Genomic DNA, 23,208 nt, shown 5'->3' with positions numbered 1-23,208 from the left:
GTCTTCGGCCGCCAGCCCGTTATTTTCCGTTCCGATCCGCCTGACCCTGGAACCCTTGATGTTTGCAGTCTTCAAACGCCGCTGGGCGGACTGGGTGAATCGCCGCATTCCCCCCACGGATCGTCAGCGCTTCGAGCAGCGTAATATCTTCATCCTGCCCGCCGGCGCCGGGGTGCTGTTCGGGGCACTGCTGCTGATCATGCTGATCACCGGCATCAACTACCAGAACAGCCTGATTTTCCTGCTGACATTCATGCTGGGGGCGGTGTTTGTGGCGGCCATGCACCAGACTCACCGTAACCTCAACGGCTTCGAACTGACCCTGGTGCGCCCCGGCGAGGGCTTTGCCGGCCAGTCCGTGGCCTTCGTGTTCCGGGCCGCCAGTCCCGACAACGATGCCGTGGCCATCGAGCTGTCGCTGCCCCACGGTGATCTCCCGCCCCAGAGCCTGGACAAAGGTGAAACCGCCGACCTGACGGTGCTGGTGCCGGCGCCCCGGCGGGGCTGGCAGGGGATCGAGCGGCTGCGGGTGGAAACCCGCTTTCCCTTTGGCCTGCTGATGGCCTGGTCCTGGATGCGGCCTGCCGGCCGTGCCATTGTCTACCCGCGCCCGCTGACACCGCCCCAGGTGGCCGCTCCGACGGTCGCCGGCGAGGAATCGGCGCAGCAGGCCGACCCCCACGGCCACGATCATGCCGAAATCCGGCCCTGGCGGGAGGGAGACCTGGTGCAGCGGGTGCAGTGGAAGCGCTATGCCCGCACCGGCGAAATGGTGATTGCGGACTGGGAGGGTGAGCAGGGCAGTCCGCAATGGCTGGACTACCAGGCATTCGCCGGCGCCGACACCGAGCTGCGGCTGAGCTATCTCTGTGCCCAGGTGCTGGAGCGCCAGCAAGCCGGGCATCTGTTCGGGCTGCGGTTGCCGGGGCAGGTGATCGAGCCGGACCAGGGCGACGTCCATGTTCGCCGCTGCCTGCGGGCGCTGGCGCTGTTTGGGCTGCAGGGGCCGGACTCGACGGATGATCGCGCCGCGCCGGCGACCCGGGAGGCGGCGGCATGACCGGCCATCGGGACGACCTGCCGCAACGGGCACTGATCTGGCTGATCGTGGCCTTCGGCATTCTGGTGCTGCCCCAGTGGGACCGGCTGCCGGTCTGGCTGATGGCGGTCTGCGCGCTGCTGGCGGGCTGGCGCTGGCTCGCCCAGCGCGGACGCCTGCGCCTGCCCGGGCGCCTGCTGCGCACCACCATCATGCTGACCATGGTGGGCATCTACGTGCTGACGGTGAATGCGCGCTTCTCGGTGGATACCGCAGCGTCCTTCTTCGTGCTGGCGGTGGGGCTGAAATGGCTGGAAACCCGCACTTCCCGGGATTTCTACGTGCTGTTTTTCATCCTGATCTACCTGGCCACGGTGAACTTCCTGTTCCAGCAGGGCATCGGCTGGACCCTGGTGAACCTGGCCGGCGTCACCCTGCTGTTCATCGGCCTGCAGGTGCTCAACGCGCCTCAGCTGCGCAGCCCTGGTTTGTCCGGCTTGCGACGCCTGGGGCTGATGCTGGTGAAAACCCTGCCCATCGTGGTGCTGCTGTTCGTGTTCTTTCCACGCATGGGGCCGCTCTGGAGCGTACCGCTGGTCAGCGGCCAGGGCCAGACCGGCATCAGCGACACCATGAGTCCCGGCTCCATCTCCAACCTGGCCCAGAGCAGCGAGCGCGCCTTCCGGGTCACCTTCGGCGGCATCATGCCGCCTCAGCGGGAGCGCTACTGGCGTGGCCTGATCCTCGATCGTTACGACGGCGATACCTGGCGCCAGGGCGACCCCTTGCCGTATCGTCCGCCAGGGCGCATCAACTTGGACGGTGGCGCCGGCGATCTCCTGCCTGACCAATATGAAGTGCTGCTGGACCCCACCAACCAGCGCTGGGCTTTTGCCCTGGACGACTCACAGGCGGTTTCCGACAACCTGGAGGCGGTGGAGGGCGGTCTGTTCCGGTTCCGCCGGCCGGCGGACACCACGGTGCGCTACCGCCTGGCCCTGACGGCGAACGACAATGCCGACGACACCGCCGGCCTGTCGAACCGTGAGCGTCAGCGCTACCTGCAGCTGCCGGCCGAGGGCAACCGCCGCACCCGAGCCCTGGCCCGGGAACTGCGCCAGCAGAGCAACGGGCCGGAGGAGCTGGTCCTGACCTTCCTGGGCCGCCTGCGCACGGAGGCCTACTTCTACACCCTGCGCCCGCCGGTGATGCTGGAGGACGGCATCGACGCCCTGCTGTTCGACGTTCGCCGGGGTTTCTGTGCCCACTATGCCGGCGCCATGACCTTCCTGCTCCGTTCCGCCGGTATTCCGGCACGGGTGGTGGTGGGTTACCAGGGCGGCGAGGCCGGTGTGGACGACGAATACCTGATCGTGCGCCAGTATGACGCCCACGCCTGGGTCGAGGCCTGGCTGCCGGAACGGGGCTGGGCGCGCATCGATCCCACGGCAGCCATTGCGCCCCAGCGGATCGAGTCCGGGCTGCGGGAAGCGGTGGCGGAGGAGGGCTCGTTCCTCGAGAACGACTGGACCTCACCGCAGCGTTACGGCGACCTGGCGCTGGTACAGTGGGCCAGCCTGCGCCTGGACCAGCTCAACTATCACTGGACCCGCTGGGTCGTGGGCTACCAGGGCCAGACCCAGCGGTCCCTGATGTCGAACCTGCCGGGCGACCTGTCGATGAGGGAGCTGGGGTATGTCACCGCCGGCCTGGTGTCGGCCGCACTGGCGCTGGCGGGTTTGATTACCCTGCTGCGCCAGCGGGCAAACCGCCCGGCCGATCCGGTGCAGCGGCTGCTGCTGCAGTGGCAGAGGCTGCTGGCCCGGCATGGTGTGCCGGTTGAGCCGGGGCAGACGCCGGACCAGACGGCACGGCGGGCGATGATGCGGTTCCCCGCGGCGGAAAAGCCGTTGCTCGCTTTTGCCGCCCAGGTCAACAATCATTACTATAAGCCGTCGGCCCGGCCCGCCCGGCCACAGATCTCCCTGCTGAGGCGCCTGCTGAAGGCGACCCGCCGGGAACTTGGCCGCAAGCGGCCGGAAGCCGGCCGCATCCCACGCATACAGACAGGTTAGACGCACTTGCCGACATCCGAACCCGAAGCCCAGGACACCCGGCAGTTACTGCCCATGAGCTGGCATGAGCGGCCCTGGTCGTTCGTGGCCGGGCGCCTTGATGCGGGCCAGCTGCCCCACGCGCTGCTGATCGGCGGCGAGCAGGGCGTGGGCAAGCGGGCATTTGCCGACCGGCTAGCTCATAGCCTGGTGTGCGAGCGGACCACCACGCCGGATTACCGGCCCTGTGGCGGCTGCAAACAGTGCGAACTGGTACAGGCGGGCACCCATCCAGATATCCGCATCTACGCCCCCGAGAAGTCACGGATGATCAAGGTGGACCAGGTCCGAGCCCTGTCCGCCTTCGCGGTGGCTTCGCCCCAGGTGGCCCGGCGCAAGCTGATCGTGATTGACCGGGCGGACCAGCTCAACATCAATGCCGCCAACGCGCTGCTCAAGACCCTGGAGGAGCCCAGTGCCGATGTGGTGCTGCTCCTGCTTCAGGAGACCGGCCGGCCGATCCTGCCAACCCTGCGCTCCCGGTGCCAGGCGCTCACCATCGCCACCCCCGGACCTGATGAGGCGGCCCGGTGGCTGTCCGCCCAGCTTGAGAGCCAGGGCGGCGCCGTAGCCGACGAAGACAGCTGCCGGAAAGCGCTGGCGATGGCACGCTTTGCGCCACGGCTGGCGCTGGACTACCTGGCAGGTGACTATCTGGCCATGCGGGAGGAGGCCCTGTCCCTGTTTCGCCGGTTCATGAAATCCGAGGTGACCGTCGGGGAGGCCGCCAAGCCCTTCAAGACCCTGGGGGCGGAACCCACGCTCTGGCTGATGGAGCTCTGGGCCGCGGACCTTGCCCGACTGGGTGCCGGCGGCAGCGCCAGAGATGAGGATGCCGCCGAGATGCTGGCTTTCCTGGCGCGGACGAACCCGCCCTGGCGGGCGCACCAGTTATTGGATTCCATCCGCGAGAGCCGGTCAGCACTGGTCTACAACGCCAGTCCGGAACTGGAGGCGGAGCGACTGCTGATCGAATGGCAGGCGTTGATGCCCAGACGGCAGCGCCGGGCCGGTTAGTTTTATGGCACCAGTGTCTGGGCGGGGCGGGATACCGCCTGCTATGATTGAAGCATGTTACCAGCAACCGTTTAACGTAAGGATAAGGCTATGGGGCCTGGCTTTGGCGCTCGCAGTGGCATTCTGACCCTGACCATCAAGGACAAGGCGGTACTCTACGCCGCTTACATGCCCTATATCCGTCAGGGTGGCCTGTTCATTCCCACCCAGAAGCAGTACCAGCTCGGCGATGAGGTTTTCCTCCTGCTGAACCTGATGGATGAGCCGGAAAAGCTGCCGGTGGCGGGCAAGGTGATCTGGATAACCCCCAAGGGCGCCCAGGGCAACCGGGCCGCGGGCATTGGTGTCCAGTTCACCGGCGATGACGAATCTGCCCGTCACAAGATCGAGTCCTACCTGGCGGGCGCGCTCAGCTCCGATCGCCCCACCCACACCATGTAAGGCACCACCGGTTTGATGAACGACTCCCTGGCAGTATCCCCCGTGAGCCCCGAGGACACCGGCTACCAGGAAATGCGCTGGCCGCTTCGTCACCTGACCATCGCTGGCGTGCACTGGCCGGCGGAGCAGCGTGAGCCGCAACGACCCCCGGTGGTCATGCTCCACGGCTGGCTTGATAACTGCCTTTCATTCTCTCGCCTGGCGCCCGCACTGGCTGAGGCCACCGACGTTTACGCCCTGGATATGGCAGGCCACGGTCATTCCGGCCACCGGCCGGCCGGGCAGGGGTACCTGCTGGCGGATTACGTAGCGGACCTGGCGGAAGTGCTGGAAACAGGCTTCGAGGGACCAGTGGATCTGGTGGGGCATTCTCTCGGCGGTATTGTCTGCATGATGTACGCCGCGGCCTTCCCGGAGAAAGTGCGCAAGCTGGTGGTCATCGACAGCCTCGGGCCGATCACCAAGGCCTCAAACGAGGCCGTCAGTCAGCTCCGGCGGGGGATTATCAAGCGCCTGGCGGGCTCCGGCAGCAGTGCCGGTTATCGCACCCGGGAAGAAGCCGCCACCGCCCGCGCCGGTGGCCTCAGCCCGCTGTCGCCGGAAGCGGCGGCCCAGCTGGTAGGCCGCAACCTGAGGGAAACCGCACAAGGCTACCAATGGCGCACCGACCCAAGGCTGCGGCATCCCTCCCTGATGATGTACAACGATGACCAGGCCATGGCTTTTCTTGAGGGGGTCCAGGCGCCGACCCTGCTGGTGCGTGCGGAGGGCGGTCTGTTGGGCACCCGGGAACGTTGGCAGCGCCGGCTGGACGCCGTTCACCGTCTCACCGAGATAACAGTGGCCGGCTCTCATCACTGTCACCTGGATGGCGATACGCGCCCGGTGGCCGACGCGGTAGGGGAGTTTCTCAGTGACAAAGGCTAGGCATCAGCTGACCCGCTATGGGCGGAGCTTTCTTGGGGCCCTTTTTCTGCTGGTTATTGGCACCACGGTAGCCATGGCCGCTCCCATTGAGCCCTATGAGCGTGCTTCTCTCGAGTTGGAGCGGCCGATCCAGTCCTCATCCCACCGCATTCTGCTCAGTCCGGTGCGGGAAGTGAATGATGAAATCCGCTCCGAATCCATCATCCGCCCCGCGGTAGAGGGTGTCGGGCAACTGCTGCAGGTGAACCGTGACGCCAGCCGGTCCGCCGCCCGCAAGTATTACCTGGACCAGCTGGACGAGCGCAATGCGGTCATCCTGTTCCGCTGCACCGGCCGGGACTGTGGCCGCAGTAATGTCTGGGCCAACCAGATCTTCAACGAGGCCCGGCTCTACGGCCGTGACATCAATCAGGATTACCTGGCGGCGGCCTACAAGGACACTGACGGCGTTTTGCATCTGGTGCTGGTGTATACCGTCACCCGCGGCAATCAGCGGGAGTACGTCTGGGTGGAGCAGCTCACCACCGGACCGGATGCAGTGGTGCCCGGCTTCAGCACGGGTTCGGCCCGGATTCGTGGCCCGGTTATCGTGTCCTGGAGTGGCGGCGTGACTTTCCAGTTCGATTACGATGCGGCTGCCCGCCGGCAGCTGCAGGAATGGTCAGCGGAACCCGGCAGCCAGGTGCTGCTGAACAGTTACACGGTGCTGGGCGACGACCAGAGCCTGGCCGATGCCATGGACAGGGCCCGCCAGGCGGCCGACTCCCTGGCCACACTTTTGGGCAAGAGCGGGGTCAGCCGGGAGCAGATCGTACCGGTGATCATCGGCCCGGCGGTGCGATTTGAAGATCCCTCCCGCCAGGGCAACCGGATTGAGGTGAAGGTCGTCAGCCAGCCCTGATCCGCCTTAGAGCCTTACCATCGCAAGGAGCCATCGCATGAGCAAAGACCCGGACAAGAACCGCGAGGGCAGCGGCACGGACGCTCCCAAGGGCGAAAGCAAGACCGAAAACAAGACCGAGAGCAAGACCGAAAGCCAGGGCGAGAACGATAACGAGAGCCAGGCGGCGGACAGCGAGACAGCCGAGGGTACGCCCCTGGAAACCCGCTCCGGCGCTGGCAAGCCTGTGACCACCCGCGCGCCCGAGACCGCCTCGTCACTTCGGAAGACCCCCAAGGACCACAAGACCACCGTCGCTCTGACCCTGGGCAGTGGTGGCGCCCGGGGTTATGCCCACATCGGCGCCATCGAGGTGCTGGTGGAGCGGGGTTACGAGATCACCGCCATTTCCGGATGCTCCATGGGTGCTCTCATTGGCGGTGTGTTTGCCGCCGGCAAGATGAAGGATTACAAGGACTGGGTCACCGGCCTCGGCCAGTTCGACGTGCTCAAACTGCTGGATGTGTCCCTGTCCTCTCCCGGTGCCATCCGCGGTGAGAAGATCTTCTCCGTGGTGCGGGACATGCTCGGGGACACCCGTATCGAGGACCTGCCCCTGTCCTACACAGCCGTGGCGACGGACCTGCTGGCCCACAAGGAAATCTGGTTCCAGGAGGGCCCGCTGCACCAGGCCATCCGGGCCTCGGTGGCCATTCCCGGCGTGGTCACGCCGGTCGTGCTCAACGGCCGGGTGCTGGTGGACGGGGCGCTGCTGAACCCTCTGCCGATCATCCCCACCATTTCCTCCCATGCGGATCTTATCGTGGCGGTCAACCTCAGTGGCGAAGACGAGCGCCGCAGCCGCCTGCCGGACGCTGCCTTTGAAGAGGAGCCGGACTCCGATCTGGAGGAATGGGTGGAAAAGATGCGCGACAAGGCCTCCCGCTGGTTCGACTGGGATATGGTCAGGTCGTTCGTCAGCCGCCGCGACAGCGAGGCTGGAGATACCGACAGCGTCGCGCCCCAGGACAAGATTGCCGCTGCCGCCCGCAAGCAACAGGTCGACAAGGAGGCTGCCAGGGAAGATCAGGAGGAGGGCAGCGACGAGCCGGAAACCATCGCCTGGGACCGGTTGGGCATCGGCAAGTTCGACATCATGAACCTGACCATCGAGACCATGCAGAGTGCCCTGGTGCAGTACAAGATTGCCGGGTATCCGCCGGATCTGTTGGTGAATCTGCCCAAGAACGCCTGCCGCACCTACGACTATCACAAGGCGCCGGAGCTGATTCAGCTCGGGCGGGACCGGATGTCCGCGGCCCTGGACCGCTACGAGCGCGACGAAAGCAGCTCCGGCCCCCTGGCCACCTGAATACCACCGCCGGTATCACGCATTCGCCGCTACGGCTGCAGAATCGCCCCGGTTCGGCGTATAATCCTGCACCCGGACCCGGGCGGCCGCCTGCCACAGGCTTCTGACGGGTCACGAATCCATTTGCAACACCAGAGGAAGCGGCGACGTGAGCCAGCCCATAGACGATCTGTTGAGCATTCGGGACCTGCTGCGATACGCCACCTCGCGGTTCGCCAGCTCCGAGCTCTTTTACGGTCACGGCACCGACAACGTCTGGGACGAGGCGGTACAACTGGTGATGCGCAGCCTGCATCTCCCACTGGAGAACAATACTCTGTTCCTGGATGCCCGGCTCACCCGGGGTGAGCGCAAGATGATCCTGGAGCGGATCGATCGTCGTATCAATGACCGGATTCCAGTGGCTTACCTGCTGGGCGAGGCCTGGTTCATGGGGCTGCCGTTCATGGTGGACGAGCGCGTGCTGGTGCCGCGCTCGCCCTTTGCCGAGATACTCGAGGCCGGCGTCCAGCCCTGGCTCAGCGACCAGCCGGTCAACCGGATTCTGGATCTGTGTACCGGCAGTGGCTGTATCGGTATTGCCGCCGCGACCGTGTTCGAGGATGCCGAGGTGGATCTGGCCGACATCTCCACCGATGCCCTGGCAGTGGCGCAGGCCAACATCGCCATGCACGAGCTGGGTAACCGGGTGAGGGCGGTGGCTTCCGATGTCTTCAACGCCATCGAAGGCCGCTACGACCTCATCCTCAGCAATCCGCCCTATGTGGATGCCGCCGATCTGGCGGCCATGCCGGAAGAGTTCCGCCATGAGCCGGTACTGGGCCTGGCGGCCGGCGACGACGGCCTGGATATCGCCCACCGGATACTGGCCGGTGCCGCCGACCACCTGAACCCGGGTGGCCTGCTGATTGTCGAAGTGGGTAACAGCTGGCCCGCGCTGGAGGCGGCCTACCCGGATCTGCCTTTTATCTGGCTGGAATTTGAACAGGGCGGCGACGGTGTTTTCCTGTTGAGTGCCGAGGACCTGACCCGGTGGCAGGCTTCGAAGAACTGATTATTCACCTTAAATAACCAAAGTAAGATATTGATATGTCTGGAAACAGCTTCGGTAAGCTCTTCACGGTAACCACCTTCGGCGAGAGCCATGGCGCAGCTCTGGGCTGCATCATTGACGGTTGCCCGCCAGGGCTTGAGCTGTCCGAGGCCGATCTGCAGGGGGATCTGGATCGCCGCAAGCCGGGTACCTCCCGCCATACCACCCAGCGCCGGGAAGCGGATGAGGTGCGCATCCTCTCGGGGGTCTTCGAGGGCAAGACCACCGGCACCCCCATCGGCCTGCTGATCGAGAATACCGACCAGCGCTCCAAGGACTACTCCAAGATCGCAGACCAGTTCCGCCCGGCCCACGCCGATTACACCTACATGCACAAGTACGGTTTCCGGGACTATCGCGGCGGCGGCCGTTCCTCGGCCCGGGAGACCGCCATGCGGGTAGCCGCTGGCGCCGTGGCCCGCAAGTTCCTGCGGGAGCGGCTGGGTGTGGAGATTCGCGGGTACCTGGCGCAGCTGGGGCCGGTGGTGGTGGACAAACTGGACTGGTCCCAGGTGCATCAGAACCCCTTCTTCTGCCCGGACGCCGACAAGGTGAGGGAGCTGGAGGACTACATGGACGCCCTGCGCAAGGAGGGCAATTCGGTGGGTGCCCGCATCAATGTGGTGGCGGAGAACGTGCCGCCGGGGCTGGGGGAGCCGGTGTTCGACCGCCTCGACGCCGACCTGGCCCACGCCCTGATGAGCATCAATGCGGTCAAGGGTGTGGAGATAGGCGCGGGCTTTGACTGCGTCGCCCAGAAGGGCACCGAGCACCGGGATGAGCTGACCCCGGAAGGGTTCCTGTCCAATCACGCCGGGGGCGTGCTGGGAGGTATCTCCACCGGTCAGGCGATCCTGGCCAGCATCGCGCTGAAGCCCACCTCCAGCCTGCGGCTGCCGGGCCGGAGCATCAACTCCAAAGGTGAACCGGTGGAGGTGATCACCACCGGCCGCCATGACCCCTGTGTGGGTATCCGGGCCACCCCCATCGCGGAGGCCATGATGGCGCTGGTGCTGATGGATCATTACCTGCGGCACCGGGGCCAGAATGCCGACGTGACTGTGACCACGCCCGACATCGAGAAACGCTCCCGCTAACCGGACCTGCAGGTAACCGCTATCTACTGGCGACTGTCCAACCTCTATTTCTGGTTCTTTGCCCTGCTGGGGGCCTTGCTGCCCTACTGGTCGCTGTACCTGGAGAACCGGGGCTTCAGTTACCTGCAGATCGCCACCCTGATGGCCACCATCCAGCTCACCAAGGTGGTGGCTCCCAATCTCTGGGGCTGGCTGGGGGACCGAACCGGTCGGCGGGTGAGGCTGGTTCGTTTCGGGGCTGTCGCCGGCGCCGTGTGTTTTCTCGGGGTTTTCCTCGACACCGGTTTCTACGGCCTGCTGCTGGTCATGCTGGCGTTCACCTTCTTCTGGAACGCAGTGCTGCCCCTCTACGAGGTCATCACCCTGCAGGGCCTGGGACGGGACCGGACCCGTTACGGCAAGGTCCGCCTCTGGGGCTCGGTGGGCTTTATCGTGTCGGTGGCGGTCATCGGCTGGCTGCTGGATACGCTGCCCATCCACCTGCTGCCCTGGCTGCTGCTGCCGCTGTTTGCCGGCATTGTGGCCTCGTCCATGCTGGTGCCGGCGGAGCGTGCGCCCAAGCGCCAACCCCATATCCGCGGCAGTCTGCAGGCCATCCTGAAGGACCCGGCGGTGCTGTCCTTCTTCGCCATGAACATCCTGCTGCAGGTCTCCCACGGCGCCTACTACACCTTTTTCAGTATTCACCTGGAGAAACTGGGCTACGACAAGCTGGCCATCGGCCTGTTGTGGTCCCTGGGGGTACTGGCGGAGATCCTGCTGTTCCTGGTGATGCACCATGTGTTCCGGCGTTTCAGCATCCGCCAGATTGCCCTCACCGCGGTACTCCTGACGCTGGTGCGCTGGGTGATGATTGCCGAGGTGTCCCATGTCCTGCTGCTGCTGATCATCGCCCAGTGCCTGCACGCCGCCTCTTACGGCGCCCTTCACGCCATCTCCGTGCACTACATCCAGGGCTATTTCGGCGAGCGCCACCACGGCCAGGGTCAGGCGCTCTACAGCGGCCTGACGTTCGGCGCGGGCGGTGCCATCGGGGCCTGGATGTCGGGGTTCATCGTGGATGCATCCGGCACCTCGCCGGCCTTCTGGGCCTCGGCCGGCGCCATGGCCGTGGCTTTCGTGGTGGCCTGGCTGTGGCTGCGACCGCCGCCCCAGCCGGAGGATTAGGGTCTCTCTGTCACGGCCTTTCGTTGACGATGGCCAGCAGCGCCCGTGCCGGCGGCGACAGGGCTCTACCGCGCAATCCCACGGCCCCCAGCACCCGGCTGACCCGTGCGGGTACGGTCAGTTCCGTCAGGGACTGATCCAGCATGCTTCGGGGCAGCACACTCCAGCCCAGCCCGACGCTGGTCATCATCTTGATGGTTTCCAGGTAGTTGGTGGGCATTTCCGGGCGCAGGGCCAGGTCCGCCTCCAGGAACAGCCGGCTGATGGCGCGGTAGGTGGCGGTGCCAGGGTCGGGCAGCAGGGCGCTGAAGCCCGCAAGGTCCGCCAGGGTGGGATGCTCCAGTCGCGCCAGCGGATGATCCCGGCCGGCCACGAAGGCCATGGGGTCATCCCAGCGGGCATGAACCTCGAAACTGTGGTCCATGGCGTCGTTGAGGGTGACGAAGGCCAGCTCGGCGCTGCGTTTGCGCATGCGGTCGAAGGCGCTCTCGGAATCCATGAACTGCAGCCCCAGGTGGATGTCCGGGTAGTCGCGGTTGAGCCGGCGCAGCCAGGCCGGCAGGTGATGGAGGCCGATGTGGTGGCTGGCAATGAGCGACAGCTGGCCCTGGACCTCATCATTGGCCGGCGACAGCGCCAGACGGGCGTTGTGGAACTCGTCCAGGATCCGGCGGGCGTGTGGAAGCAGCCGCTGACCGGCGTCGGTCAGGGCCAGTTTGCGCTGGGAGCGGTCGATGATGGGTGCGTTGAACTGCTGCTCCAGGGTGGCAATGCGCTTGCTGATGGCCGGCTGGGTCAGGTTGAGGGCGTCAGCGGCGGCGGAGAAGGAGCCTTCGTCCACCACGGCGATAAAAGCGGCCAGGGTCTGGGTTTCCATGACGGCACCTGCATGAATGGATAATTGCCAGCATTCTAGTATGGAATGGTATTTATAATAAACATGAATTGAGGTTATGGGTCGGGCCGCGTTACCATAGACTAATGAATTCTTCCTTCGACTCATCGCCGGGGACAGGAACGCTTGAGCGTAAGGGAGCCCTGCGAGAGTGCCTGAGGTAATAACCGAGAGAGTACCTGAGAGAGCGCCACTGGAGGCTGTCATGGCTGGTAAGACCCTGTACGACAAACTGTGGGATGACCATCTGGTCAAGCAACGGGACGACGGTTCCGCCCTGATCTACATCGACCGGCACCTGCTGCACGAGGTCACCTCACCGCAGGCGTTCGAGGGGCTGCGTCTGGCCAACCGTAAACCCTGGCGGCTGGATGCCAACCTGGCCACGCCAGACCATAACGTGCCGACTACCGACCGGGCGCGGGGCATCGAGGGCATCGTGGATCCGGTGTCCCGGATCCAGGTCGAGACCCTTGACAAGAACTGCGACGAGTTCGGCATCCTGGAGTTCAAGATCAAGGACCAGCGCCAGGGCATCGTTCACGTCATCGGGCCGGAGCAGGGCGCCACCCTGCCGGGCATGACCATTGTCTGCGGTGACTCCCATACCTCCACCCACGGCGCCTTTGGAACCCTGGCCCACGGCATCGGCACCTCGGAAGTCGAGCACGTGCTGGCGACCCAGTGCCTGGTGCAAAAGAAAATGAAGAATATGCTGGTGAAGGTGAACGGCACCCTGGCTCCCAGCGTCACCGGCAAGGACGTGGTGCTGGCCATCATCGGCAAGATCGGCACCGCCGGCGGCACCGGCTGCGCCATCGAATTCGGTGGTGAGGCCATCCGCAAGCTGTCCATGGAAGCCCGCATGACCATTTGCAACATGGCCATCGAGGCCGGTGCTCGAGTGGGCATGGTGGCGGTGGACGACACCACCATCGACTACGTCCGCGGCCGCCCGTTTGCCCCTAAGGGCGAGCAATGGGACCAGGCGGTGGCCTACTGGCGTACCCTGCACAGTGACGACGACGCGGTTTTCGACAAGGTGGTGGAACTGGACGCGGCGGAGATCAAGCCGCAGGTGACCTGGGGCACCTCGCCGGAAATGGTGGTGGGTGTGGATGGCAAGGTGCCGGACCCGGAGCAGGAAGCCGACCCCATCAAGCGCGAAGGCATCGTGCGGGCCCTGAAATACATGGGCCTGGCGCCCAATACACCGATTTCCCAGATCCGCCTGGACCGGGTGTTCATCGGCTCCTGTACCAATTCCCGCATCGAGGACCTGCGCCAGGCGGCAGCGGTGGTGAAGGGCAAGAAGGTCTCCCCGACTCTCAAGCAGGCGATGGTGGTCCCGGGCTCCGGTCTTGTGAAGGCCCAGGCCGAGCAGGAGGGCCTGGACAAGATTTTCCTGGAGGCGGGCCTGGAATGGCGCGACCCGGGCTGCTCCATGTGCCTGGCCATGAACGCCGACAAGCTGGGGCAGGGTGAGCACTGCGCCTCCACCTCCAACCGCAACTTCGAGGGTCGGCAGGGCTTTGGTGGCCGTACCCACCTGGTCAGCCCCGCCATGGCCGCGGCCGCCGCCATCGCCGGCCACTTCACCGACATCAGCGAACTGAGCCACTGAGCGGCTTGAGGAGAGCATCATGAGAGCATTGCAGACTCACACCGGGGTGGTGGCACCTCTTGACCGGTCCAATGTGGACACGGACATGATCATCCCCAAGCAGTTTCTGAAATCCATCAAGCGAACCGGGTTTGGCCCCAATCTGTTCGACGAGTTGCGCTACCTGGACGAGGGCAAGCCGGACCAGGACTGCAGCCAGCGTCCGGAGAACCCGGACTTCGTGCTCAACCAGGCCCGCTACCGCAACGCCAGCGTGCTGCTGGCCCGCCGCAACTTCGGCTGTGGTTCTTCCCGGGAGCACGCCCCCTGGGCGCTTGAGGATTTCGGTTTCCGGGTGATCGTAGCCCCCAGTTTTGCCGATATCTTCTACAACAACTGCTTCAAGAATGGCCTGTTACCCGTTGTTCTGCCTGAAGATGTGGTGGATCGCCTGTTTCAGGAATGCGAGGGTGAGGAGGGTTACAAGCTGGCGGTGGACCTGGAAGCCAAAACCGTGACCACGCCCTCCGGCGAGTCCTTCAGTTTCGAGGTGGACGATTTCCGCCGCCACTGTCTGCTGAACGGTCTCGATGATATCGGCGTCACCCTGGAAGACGCCGACGCCATCCAGGACTACGAGGCCAAGCGCCGCCAGGCCGCGCCCTGGCTGTTTAACGCACCCAGCCCATAGCTTTAGGTGCACAAGCAGCTGGGCAGGTCTTTCCAAAACACGCTGTAAATACGTCCATGTACGCTCGGCCTACGCCATCCCTGGCTCCGGACGGTTTTGGAAAGACCTGCCCAGCTGCTTTCTGGATACCCTTACAATGAATCAAGCATTTGATAGGAAAATACGATGAGTCGATCAGTATTGCTGTTGCCGGGCGATGGAATTGGCCCGGAAATCGTCACCGAGGCCGAAAAGGTCCTATGCAAGGTCAATGAGGATTTCAAACTGGATCTGAGCTTCGAGCACGGTCTGGTGGGTGGTGCCGCCATCGACACCACCGGCGTACCACTGCCGGAGGAGACCATGGAGCTGGCCCAGAAAGCCGACGCCATCCTGCTGGGTGCGGTGGGCGGTCCGAAATGGGACGGTCTGGAAATGGCGCTGCGCCCGGAAAAGGGCCTGCTGGGCCTGCGCTCCGGCCTGCAGCTGTTCGCCAACCTGCGCCCCGCGATTCTCTATCCGCAACTGGCCTCGGCTTCTTCGCTCAAGCCCGAGGTGGTGTCCGGCCTGGATATCCTCATCGTCCGTGAGCTGACCGGCGGCATCTACTTCGGTCAGCCTCGCGGTGTCCGGACCCTGGACAGTGGTGAGCGCCAGGGCTTCAACACCTATGTCTACAGCGAGTCGGAGATCCGCCGAATCGGCCGTGTGGCCTTCGAGGCCGCCCAGCAGCGCAATGGCAAACTCTGTTCCGTGGACAAGGCCAACGTGCTGGAAGTGACAGTGCTGTGGCGGGAAATCATGAGCGACCTGGCCAAGGAGTACCCGGACGTCCAGCTCAGCCACATGTACGTGGACAATGCCGCCATGCAGCTGGTGCGGGCGCCGAAACAGTTCGACGTCATTGTGACCGGCAACATGTTTGGTGATATTCTATCCGACGAAGCGGCGATGCTGACCGGCTCCATTGGCATGCTGCCTTCCGCGTCCATGAACGCGGAAAAGCAGGGAATGTATGAGCCCTGCCATGGCTCCGCACCGGATATAGCGGGCCAGGGCATCGCCAATCCGCTGGCGACCATCCTGTCGGTCGCCATGATGCTGCGCTACAGCCTGAACGCGGAAGCCGCCGCCCAGGCCATCGAAGCGGCAGTCAGCAAGGTGCTGGACCAGGGCCTGCGTACCGCCGACATCCTGTCGGCCGATGGCCGCAAGGTTGGCACCGAGGAGATGGGTAACGCGGTGCTGGCGGCGCTCTGAGCCGTAGCGCGACACGCAAGGCAATCCGCTTTTTTCGACCCGACGGTGGCACGATGCCGCCACCGCGGGATCACTCATCCTGTCCGGAACCGGCGACATAGGTTCAGGGCGGGCATAAAACGAGGTTCAAAGGTCGCACATGAAGCGAGTTGGACTAATTGGATGGCGCGGCATGGTGGGCTCGGTCCTCATGCAGCGCATGCAGGAAGAGAACGATTTCGCCGACATCAATCCGGTGTTTTTCTCCACGTCACAGGCCGGCCAGGCCGCACCGGACGTAGGCAAGGCGGACGTACCTCCATTGAAGGACGCCTTCGACCTGGAAGCACTCCAGGAAATGGACGTGATCGTCACCTGTCAGGGCGGCGACTACACCGGTGAGGTCTACGGCAAACTGCGGGAAGCCGGCTGGCAGGGTTACTGGATTGACGCCGCATCCACGCTGCGTATGGCGGATCACTCGGTGATCGTGCTGGATCCGGTCAACCGCAAGGTTATCGACAAGGCCCTGGATGAAGGCATCAAGGACTACATCGGTGGCAATTGCACCGTCAGCCTGATGATGCTGGCCCTCGGTGGCCTGCTGGAGCAGGACCTGATCGAGTGGGTGTCGCCGATGACCTACCAGGCGGCGTCCGGTTCCGGCGCGCAGAATATGCGCGAACTGCTCAGCCAGATGGGAACCCTCAACAACAAGGTGGCCGATTTGCTGGCGGACCCGTCGTCCGCGATCCTGCAGATCGATCGCCAGGTGACCGAGACCATGCGCTCGCCGGAGTTCCCCACCGAACATTTCGGCGTGCCCCTGGCGGGCAGCCTGATACCGTTCATCGACAAGCAGCTGGACAGTGGCCAGAGCAAGGAAGAGTGGAAAGCCGGGGTTGAGACCAACAAGATCCTGGGTCGCACCGGCAATCCCATTCCCATCGATGGTATCTGCGTCCGAATCGGCGCGATGCGCAGCCACAGCCAGGCGCTGACCATCAAGCTGCGCAAGGATCTGTCGGTCAAGGAAATCGAGGGCATCCTGGCCAAGGGTAACGATTGGGTCAAAGTGGTTCCCAATGAACGCCAGGCCAGCATGGACGAGCTCACCCCCACCAAGGTGACCGGCACCCTGAGTGTGCCCATCGGCCGTATCCGTAAGCTGGCCATGGGTCCGGAGTACATCTCCGCGTTCACCGTGGGCGACCAGCTGCTGTGGGGCGCCGCCGAGCCGCTGCGCCGGATGCTGCGCATCCTGCAGGAGCGCTAGGAACTGCCAACTGCGTCCGGTTTTTACCAGGCGGTCAGGGGCGGAGGCTGTTTTCAGCCTCCGCCCCTGTTATTTTACCGGGTCGATTTGTTCACCTTCCCGTCAGCCTTGGACTAGACTCTGCCAAGGGTGGCCAGTAACGACAGACAGTTCCGGCGGCTTTGTGAACCACTGGTACAACGAGTGATTCTGATTGATTGATAAAACTGCATTTATCAACAATACTTGCGGGATTGTAATGCGGTGGTTCGGGTCGGTAACACGACCCTACATATAAAAACTAGAAAATCGTTTCGATGAAATGAACAATGACAAGTCATCCAACCTCGTCCGATTCTGTTTGAAAAAGCAGTAACGAATAACGGAGACTGGTAAGGAAAAAGCATGAAGGTACGCAAGCTTGCGGTTGCCCTGGCTCTTGCGGGAGGGCTTGGCTCTGGTGTCGCTCAGGCGTTGGGGTTGGGTGAAGTTGAAATTCAGTCGTTTCTGAACGAGCCGCTGGACGCAGACATTGCGTTGCGGCAGACAGACGGCGTCGATCCCGAAAACATCATCGTCGAACTCGCTTCGCCGCAAAGTTATGAAAGACTCGGTATTCCCCGGGCCTTTTTCCTTACCAATCTCCGGTTCAATGTGGAGCGCGCGCCCAACGGCCAGCTGGTGGTGAATGTCACCTCCCGCGAGCCGGTGCGCGAACCCTACCTGAACTTCCTGGTTGAGCTGACCTGGCCCAGCGGCCGGCTGCTGAGGGAGTACTCGGTACTGCTGGATCCGCCGGTATACGCCGAGCGCTCGGGCCTGGCAGAGCAGGTTCAGGCCCCGTCCGCCCCGGCCGCACGCACCGAACCCGCCCGGACCCAGCAGCCCACGCGGACACAGCAGCCCACCCGGCAGACAGTAACCACCGGCCGTGCCGCCAACACCTTTGGTCCGACGGGGCCGTCCGACACGCTCTGGGGTATTGCGTCCTCAGTCAAGCCCAGTGCGGATGTCAGCACCCAGCAGGTGATGCTGGCCATCCAGGACCTCAACCCCGACGCCTTCCTGGACAACAACATCAACCGCCTCAAGCGCGGTGAAGTCCTGCGTATTCCGTCCCTGGACCAGATTCAGCAGCGCAGCCAGGCCGAAGCCAACCGTCAGGTCAGGGCCCAGAACCAGGCCATCCAGGACCAGCGCCGGGTGGTGGACGCTACCGAAGCCAGGCCAGGCGAGGGCGCTGCTGGCGCGGCAGCACCGGCACCCGCCGGCGATGAGCTGCGCCTGATTGCCGCCGACGACGCTCAGCCCCTCGGTACCGACGACGGCGCTTCTGCCGGTGGTACCGGTACCGGCGCCGGCACGGCCGATGCCGGCCAGGCCGTAGCGCTGGAAGAGCTCGATCGCGCCCGGCGCGAGAATGAGGAGTTGTCGTCCCGTCTCCAGGATATGCAGGAGCAGGTGGAGACCCTGCAGCGCCTGATTGAACTGAAGAACAGCCAACTGGCCGAAATGCAGCAGGCCGGAGTGGACCAGGAGCCCCAGGTTACCGCCGAGGATGCCCCGCCGGCACCGGAAGCTGCGGACGCGGCTGAGGATGTTCCGGTCGCTGTAGACGCCGATGCCACCGCCACCCAGGAACCCGCCGCAGAGCCCGAGCCGGCGATGGATGGCGAGCAGGCCGAGATGGCGCCCGGAGAAGAGGCACCGGTACAACCCGATCAGCCCGAAGCCGACGCGCCGGCCGGGACCGGCGAGGGGGCAGAAGCGCCCGAGGCAGATGCACCGGCGATGACTGACGCACGGGCGGAGCCGGAAGCAGCTGCTGCGCCAGTGGCAGAAGAGAAGCCCGCGGAGGCTCCGGCCCCGGCAGAATCCGAGCCCAAGGCCAAGGGTTTTCCGGGTGACCTGATCGATCAGATCAAGTCCAACCCCCTGTATCAGGTGGGTCTCGGTGGCGGTCTGATCGTGCTGTTGCTGTTGTTGCTCTTGCTGGCCCGTCGCAACGCCAATCGGGAGAAAGCTTTCTACGAGCAGCTCAACAGTGAGACCGAAGGTGAGACCGATCATTTTGATCTGACCCTGGACGAGGAAGACACCGGCAAGACCCCCGAGGGCGCTGACCCGCTGGCGGATGCCGACGTCTACATTGCCTACGGTCGTCTTGATCAGGCCGCCCAGGCCCTGGAAAACGCCATTTCCCGGGAGCCGAGCCGCACCGACCTGCGCCTGAAGCTGCTGGGCGTCTATGCCGACAGCCAGGACCGGGACGCCTTCGAAAAGCAGTTGGGAGAGCTTGAAGCCCTGGAAGATGCCGACGCCACCGCCGAAGCGGAAGCCCTGCGTGCGCGCCTGGAAGAAGCCGAGGCCATGCCCAGCATCGACGACCTGGAATCCCAGCTTCGTTCGGGCAGTCCTGAAGCGGAAAGCGAGCGGGAGTCCGCGAAGTCCGAGGATCGGTTCGAGGGCGAAGACGCCTTCCTGAGTGAGGGTTTCGCCGGCTTCGAGGAGTCCGAAGCCAGCAAGGACGAGCCGAAGGGCGAGGAAAAGCGGGACGAAGGGTCCGACGAGTTCGACGACCTGCAGCTGGACGAAGAGTCTCTGCTTGAGGGCGAAGACACCGAAGAGCGCAAGGACGACCAGGCCATCAACTATGACCTGTCGGTTCTCGATGCCAAGGACGAATCCGAGGTGGAGGAAGCCGAGGAGGTGTCCGACGAAGACCTCGAGAGTCTGAGCCGGGAACTGGAGAAGGACTCCGGGGAAGACGACTACAGCATCGACTTCGAGACCGACACCACCCTGGACGAAGCCGACGAACTGGCCGAGACCGATGAGGCGCCTGAGGAGAAGGCGGTCACCGAGAAGGAACTGGACCTGGAGGACGAATTCGCGTCGCTGGAACTGGACGAGGCCGGCATCGACAATGTCGAGACGGGTGACGAGGTCGACCGCAAGGAAACCCCTCTGGACGAGGAGGAGGCCCTGGTGACCTCCGACGACGGCAGCCTGGATGAGTCCTTCCTCGATGAGCTGGATGCCGAGCTTGAGAAAGTGGCCGGCGAGGATGAGGCCGAGGGCGAGACCCTGGCCGACAATACCCTGGAAGACCTGGAGCTGGATGTTTCCGACGAGGATCTGGCACTGATGGAAGAAGTGGCGGATCGCGAATCCGGCAAGCCCGGCGAGGAGGAAGAGCCTTCCCTCGACGAGGAGCTGGACCTGGAAGACACGCTCGAGGAAAGCGAGGAGCCAGCCAAGGATAAGGAGCCCGAGGCCGATGAGGCACCGGTGATCGAGCCCGAGAAGTCCGAGGAACCGGAAGCGGAAGCGCCCAAGGCCGGCAAGCCTGAAAGCCGCGACATCGATGAGTCCGACCTGGGTGACGAAGACGACTTCGATTTCCTGTCCGGTACCGATGAAGCCGCTACCAAGCTGGACCTGGCCCGCGCTTACATCGAGATGGGTGACGCGGACGGTGCCCGGGACATCCTGGAAGAAGTAGCCCTGGAAGGCGACGAGGCCCAGAAGAACGAAGCCCGGGACATGCTTAAAAATCTGTCCTGATCGGGTATAATTGCCAACCCTGTAAGAGCAGCGCCGGTGGTCCGAGCAGGACACCGGCGCTTTTCTTTGTCTGGCACTACTGACCGGTAATTTCCGTGTTCGCAACCCCGCAGGAACTGACCACCGACAACGCCATCGGCAATGGCCGTGTCGCGCTGATCTTCGAGTATGACGGCGCCGCCTTTCACGGCTGGCAGCTGCAGAAGTCCGGTGTGCCCTCGGTGGAAGCCATGCTGGCACGGGCCGTGGCACGGGTGGCTGACCATCCGGTGGAACTGGTGTGCGCTGGCCGCACCGATGCCGGGGTTCACGCCAGCTACCAGGTAGTGCACTTCGACACGCCCTCGGTGCGCAACCTGCGCTCCTGGGTGATGGGGATCAATACCGCCATGTCCGGTGCTGTGTCGGTGCATTGGGCCGGCAACGTGGACGACAGCTTCCACGCCCGTTTCAGCGCCAGCTATCGCCGCTACCGCTACATCCTCTACAACCACCCTGTGCGGCCGGCCATTCTCCGCAACCAGGTGTCCTGGACCTACCGACCGCTGGATGCGCAGCGCATGCACCGGGCCGCCCAGGTGCTCTGTGGTGAGCAGGATTTCTCATCCTTTCGCGCCGCTGGCTGCCAGTCCCGCACCCCGAACCGCAACCTGCACCGGATAACGGTATCTCGCCACGGTGATTACGTGGTCATCGATGTCCAGGCCAATGCGTTCCTGCACCACATGGTGCGGAATATGGCCGGAGCCCTGATGGCGGTGGGTAGTGGCGAGCGACCCGAAGCCTGGATTCGTGACATACTGGAGGCCCGTGACCGGACTCTGGCGGGTGTGACCGCGCCACCCTTTGGTCTGTATCTGGTGGATGTGGGCTACCCGGAAGGCTATGGACTGCCGCCGAGCCGGCCTGGCCCCGCATTTACCCGGGCCTGGTTTGAGCCGGCGATTGCCGGCGCGGCTGACAGCAAAGTGAGCAAAAACCCATGACCACTCGTACCAAGATCTGTGGCATTACCACCGAAGCGCACGGCCAGGCCGCGGCTGCCGCAGGCGCTGACGCCATCGGCCTGGTGTTCTACGAGGCCAGCCCGCGGGCGGTGGATCTGCAACAGGCCGCCCGGATTGCCCGCGCCATACCGTCCTTTGTGAGTGTGGTGGGGCTGTTCGTGAACCCCACCGAAGCTCGTGTGCGGCAGGTCCAGGCCGCGGTTCCGCTGGATCTTCTGCAGTTTCACGGCGATGAGACGCCGGAATTCTGCCAGAGCTTCCATCAGCGCTGGATCAAGGCGGTGCGGGTGCAGCGCCAGGCCGACATTGAAGCGGCTTTCCGGGCTTACCATAATGCGTCTGGGTTGCTGGTGGATGCCTACGATCCCCAGCTTTACGGTGGCACCGGCCAGGGCTTCGACTGGTCGCTGATCCCCGCAACCCGCCCGCTGCCGCTTATATTGGCCGGTGGCCTGAACTCTGCTAACGTAGCGCGCGCAATCGAGCAGGTGAGGCCCTGGGCGGTGGATGTCAGCGGCGGGGTCGAGCAGACCGGACCCGACGCCAGAAAAGGCATCAAAGACGTGTCCCGAATGAACGAATTCCTGAGAGAGGTTCACCGTGTCGATTAAACTGACTGACGATATGCTTGCCATGCTTCCGGACACTCGCGGCCATTTTGGTGCCTACGGCGGTCGCTTTGTCTCGGAAACCCAGATGGACTCCCTGATGACCCTTGAGCGCGAGTACCTGCGTCTCAAGAAGGACCCGGAGTTCCAGGCCCAGTTCGACAAGGACCTGGCGGATTACGTCGGCCGCCCGAGCCCGCTCTATTTTGCCGAGCGCCTCACCAGGAAAGCCGGTGGCGCCCAGATCTGGCTGAAGCGGGAGGATCTGAACCACACCGGCGCCCACAAGGTGAACAACACCATTGGCCAGGCGCTGCTGGCCAGCTTCCTGGGCAAGAAACGCATCATCGCCGAGACCGGCGCCGGGCAGCACGGCGTGGCGACCGCCACCGTCTGCGCCCGCCTGGGCCTGGAATGCCATATCTTCATGGGCGCGGAGGATGTCCAGCGCCAGTCCCTGAACGTCTACCGCATGAAGCTGCTGGGAGCCCAGGTGCATTCCGTCACCAGCGGCACCCGCACCCTGAAAGACGCCATGAACGACGCCATGCGGGACTGGGTCACCAACGTTGACGACACCTTCTACATTATCGGCACCGTCGCCGGTCCGCACCCCTATCCATTGCTGGTGAGGGACTTCCAGTCGGTCATTGGCCGCGAGACCCGGGAACAATCCCTGCGCCAGGCCGGCAAGCTGCCGGATGCCCTGGTAGCCTGCGTCGGTGGTGGCTCCAACGCCATCGGCATGTTCTATCCATTCCTCACCGATGAAAGTGTGGAACTCTACGGTGTCGAGGCCGGTGGTCTTGGCATTGATACCGGCAAGCATGCCGCACCCCTGTCCGCCGGGCGCCCGGGCGTGCTGCACGGCAACCGCACCTACCTGATGGAAGACGAGAACGGCCAGATCGCCGGTACCCACTCCGTCAGCGCCGGTCTGGACTACCCGGGCGTTGGCCCCGAACACAGCTGGTTGAAGGACATAGGCCGCGCCAAGTACGTTTCGGTCACGGATGACGAGGCGATGGAAGGCTTCCACCAACTGACCCGTGTCGAGGGCATCATGCCGGCGCTGGAGACCGCCCATGCGGTGTCCTACGCCATCAAGCTGGCCGGCGAGATGGACAAGGACAAGATGATAGTCATCAACGTCTCCGGCCGCGGCGACAAGGACATCAACACCGTCGCCAAGATGGACGGTATCGACCTTTAAATTT

The 23,208-nt window shown here is 64.2% G+C and carries 19 protein-coding genes; 18 read left to right on the top strand and 1 reads right to left on the bottom strand.

What is annotated here, in order from left to right; all coding sequences use genetic code 11:
* Positions 1 to 58: 58 nt before the first annotated feature.
* The 10 genes from R3280_RS00780 to R3280_RS00735 all read left to right on the top strand — a co-directional run bounded on the left by R3280_RS00780 (position 59) and on the right by R3280_RS00735 (position 11,147).
* Positions 59 to 1,060 carry a DUF58 domain-containing protein gene (locus R3280_RS00780; RefSeq protein WP_318996661.1) on the top strand — a complete coding sequence of 334 codons (1,002 nt, stop codon included), beginning with the start codon at positions 59 to 61 and terminating at the stop codon, positions 1,058 to 1,060.
* Positions 1,057 to 3,114 carry a DUF3488 and transglutaminase-like domain-containing protein gene (locus R3280_RS00775; RefSeq protein WP_318996660.1) on the top strand — a complete coding sequence of 686 codons (2,058 nt, stop codon included), beginning with the start codon at positions 1,057 to 1,059 and terminating at the stop codon, positions 3,112 to 3,114. Before R3280_RS00780 ends, R3280_RS00775 begins: the two co-directional genes overlap by 4 nt.
* Before the next feature lie 54 nt (positions 3,115 to 3,168).
* On the top strand, positions 3,169 to 4,170 hold the full coding sequence (holB, locus tag R3280_RS00770) for a DNA polymerase III subunit delta' (RefSeq protein WP_318996693.1): 1,002 nt from the start codon (positions 3,169 to 3,171) through the stop codon (positions 4,168 to 4,170).
* Between the two features lie 90 nt (positions 4,171 to 4,260).
* Positions 4,261 to 4,611 (top strand): PilZ domain-containing protein, encoded by a 351-nt coding sequence (locus R3280_RS00765; protein WP_318996659.1) that lies wholly within the window; start codon positions 4,261 to 4,263, stop codon positions 4,609 to 4,611.
* A 15-nt stretch (positions 4,612 to 4,626) separates the two neighbouring features.
* Positions 4,627 to 5,538, top strand: a complete 912-nt coding sequence (locus R3280_RS00760) for an alpha/beta hydrolase (protein WP_318996658.1) — start codon at positions 4,627 to 4,629, stop codon at positions 5,536 to 5,538.
* Positions 5,539 to 5,611: 73 nt separating this feature from the next.
* A complete protein-coding gene (locus R3280_RS00755) occupies positions 5,612 to 6,439 on the top strand; it encodes a DUF4892 domain-containing protein (RefSeq protein ID WP_318996657.1) in 828 nt (275 codons plus the stop codon).
* Positions 6,440 to 6,476: 37 nt separating this feature from the next.
* Entirely contained in the window at positions 6,477 to 7,790 is a 1,314-nt protein-coding gene (locus R3280_RS00750) for a patatin-like phospholipase family protein (protein WP_318996656.1), read from the top strand.
* 148 nt (positions 7,791 to 7,938) lie between these two features.
* Positions 7,939 to 8,844, top strand: coding sequence for a 50S ribosomal protein L3 N(5)-glutamine methyltransferase (gene prmB, locus R3280_RS00745; RefSeq protein ID WP_318996655.1), 906 nt, complete (start codon positions 7,939 to 7,941; stop codon positions 8,842 to 8,844).
* A 35-nt stretch (positions 8,845 to 8,879) separates the two neighbouring features.
* The gene (gene aroC, locus R3280_RS00740) at positions 8,880 to 9,980 is read left to right on the top strand and encodes a chorismate synthase (protein ID WP_318996654.1); all 1,101 of its coding nucleotides are present in this window, start codon (positions 8,880 to 8,882) and stop codon (positions 9,978 to 9,980) included.
* A gap of 6 nt (positions 9,981 to 9,986) precedes the next feature.
* Positions 9,987 to 11,147: an MFS transporter gene (locus tag R3280_RS00735; RefSeq protein ID WP_318996692.1), complete on the top strand. Its 1,161-nt coding sequence runs from the start codon at positions 9,987 to 9,989 to the stop codon at positions 11,145 to 11,147.
* 10 nt (positions 11,148 to 11,157) lie between these two features.
* On the opposite strand, the gene R3280_RS00730 is transcribed toward R3280_RS00735, so the two are convergent.
* On the bottom strand, positions 11,158 to 12,024 hold the full coding sequence (locus R3280_RS00730; protein WP_318996653.1) for a LysR family transcriptional regulator: 867 nt from the start codon (positions 12,022 to 12,024) through the stop codon (positions 11,158 to 11,160).
* Between the two features lie 223 nt (positions 12,025 to 12,247).
* Here R3280_RS00730 and leuC point away from each other — a divergent pair, with 223 nt between their 5' ends.
* The 8 genes from leuC to trpB all read left to right on the top strand — a co-directional run bounded on the left by leuC (position 12,248) and on the right by trpB (position 23,204).
* Positions 12,248 to 13,666 (top strand): 3-isopropylmalate dehydratase large subunit, encoded by a 1,419-nt coding sequence (gene leuC, locus R3280_RS00725; RefSeq protein ID WP_318996652.1) that lies wholly within the window; start codon positions 12,248 to 12,250, stop codon positions 13,664 to 13,666.
* Positions 13,667 to 13,685: 19 nt separating this feature from the next.
* A complete protein-coding gene (gene leuD, locus R3280_RS00720; protein WP_318996651.1) occupies positions 13,686 to 14,336 on the top strand; it encodes a 3-isopropylmalate dehydratase small subunit in 651 nt (216 codons plus the stop codon).
* A gap of 165 nt (positions 14,337 to 14,501) precedes the next feature.
* Complete coding sequence (leuB, locus tag R3280_RS00715; RefSeq protein WP_318996650.1) at positions 14,502 to 15,575, top strand: 3-isopropylmalate dehydrogenase; 1,074 nt, start codon at positions 14,502 to 14,504, stop codon at positions 15,573 to 15,575.
* A gap of 139 nt (positions 15,576 to 15,714) precedes the next feature.
* Entirely contained in the window at positions 15,715 to 16,830 is a 1,116-nt protein-coding gene (gene asd / locus R3280_RS00710) for an aspartate-semialdehyde dehydrogenase (protein WP_318996649.1), read from the top strand.
* A gap of 384 nt (positions 16,831 to 17,214) precedes the next feature.
* The gene (locus R3280_RS00705) at positions 17,215 to 20,376 is read left to right on the top strand and encodes a FimV/HubP family polar landmark protein (RefSeq protein WP_318996648.1); all 3,162 of its coding nucleotides are present in this window, start codon (positions 17,215 to 17,217) and stop codon (positions 20,374 to 20,376) included.
* Between the two features lie 95 nt (positions 20,377 to 20,471).
* Entirely contained in the window at positions 20,472 to 21,362 is an 891-nt protein-coding gene (gene truA / locus R3280_RS00700) for a tRNA pseudouridine(38-40) synthase TruA (RefSeq protein ID WP_318996647.1), read from the top strand.
* Entirely contained in the window at positions 21,359 to 21,994 is a 636-nt protein-coding gene (locus R3280_RS00695; RefSeq protein WP_318996646.1) for a phosphoribosylanthranilate isomerase, read from the top strand. Before truA ends, R3280_RS00695 begins: the two co-directional genes overlap by 4 nt.
* A 1-nt stretch (position 21,995) precedes the next feature.
* Positions 21,996 to 23,204, top strand: a complete 1,209-nt coding sequence (trpB, locus tag R3280_RS00690) for a tryptophan synthase subunit beta (RefSeq protein ID WP_413468723.1) — start codon at positions 21,996 to 21,998, stop codon at positions 23,202 to 23,204.
* Positions 23,205 to 23,208: the final 4 nt, after the last annotated feature.

Origin of the sequence: Marinobacter sp., from assembly GCF_033722195.1 — a bacterium.
Classification (GTDB): domain Bacteria; phylum Pseudomonadota; class Gammaproteobacteria; order Pseudomonadales; family Oleiphilaceae; genus Marinobacter.
The sequence above is the reverse complement of the archived record's forward strand: the minus strand, read 5'-3'. Positions and strand labels throughout refer to the sequence as shown.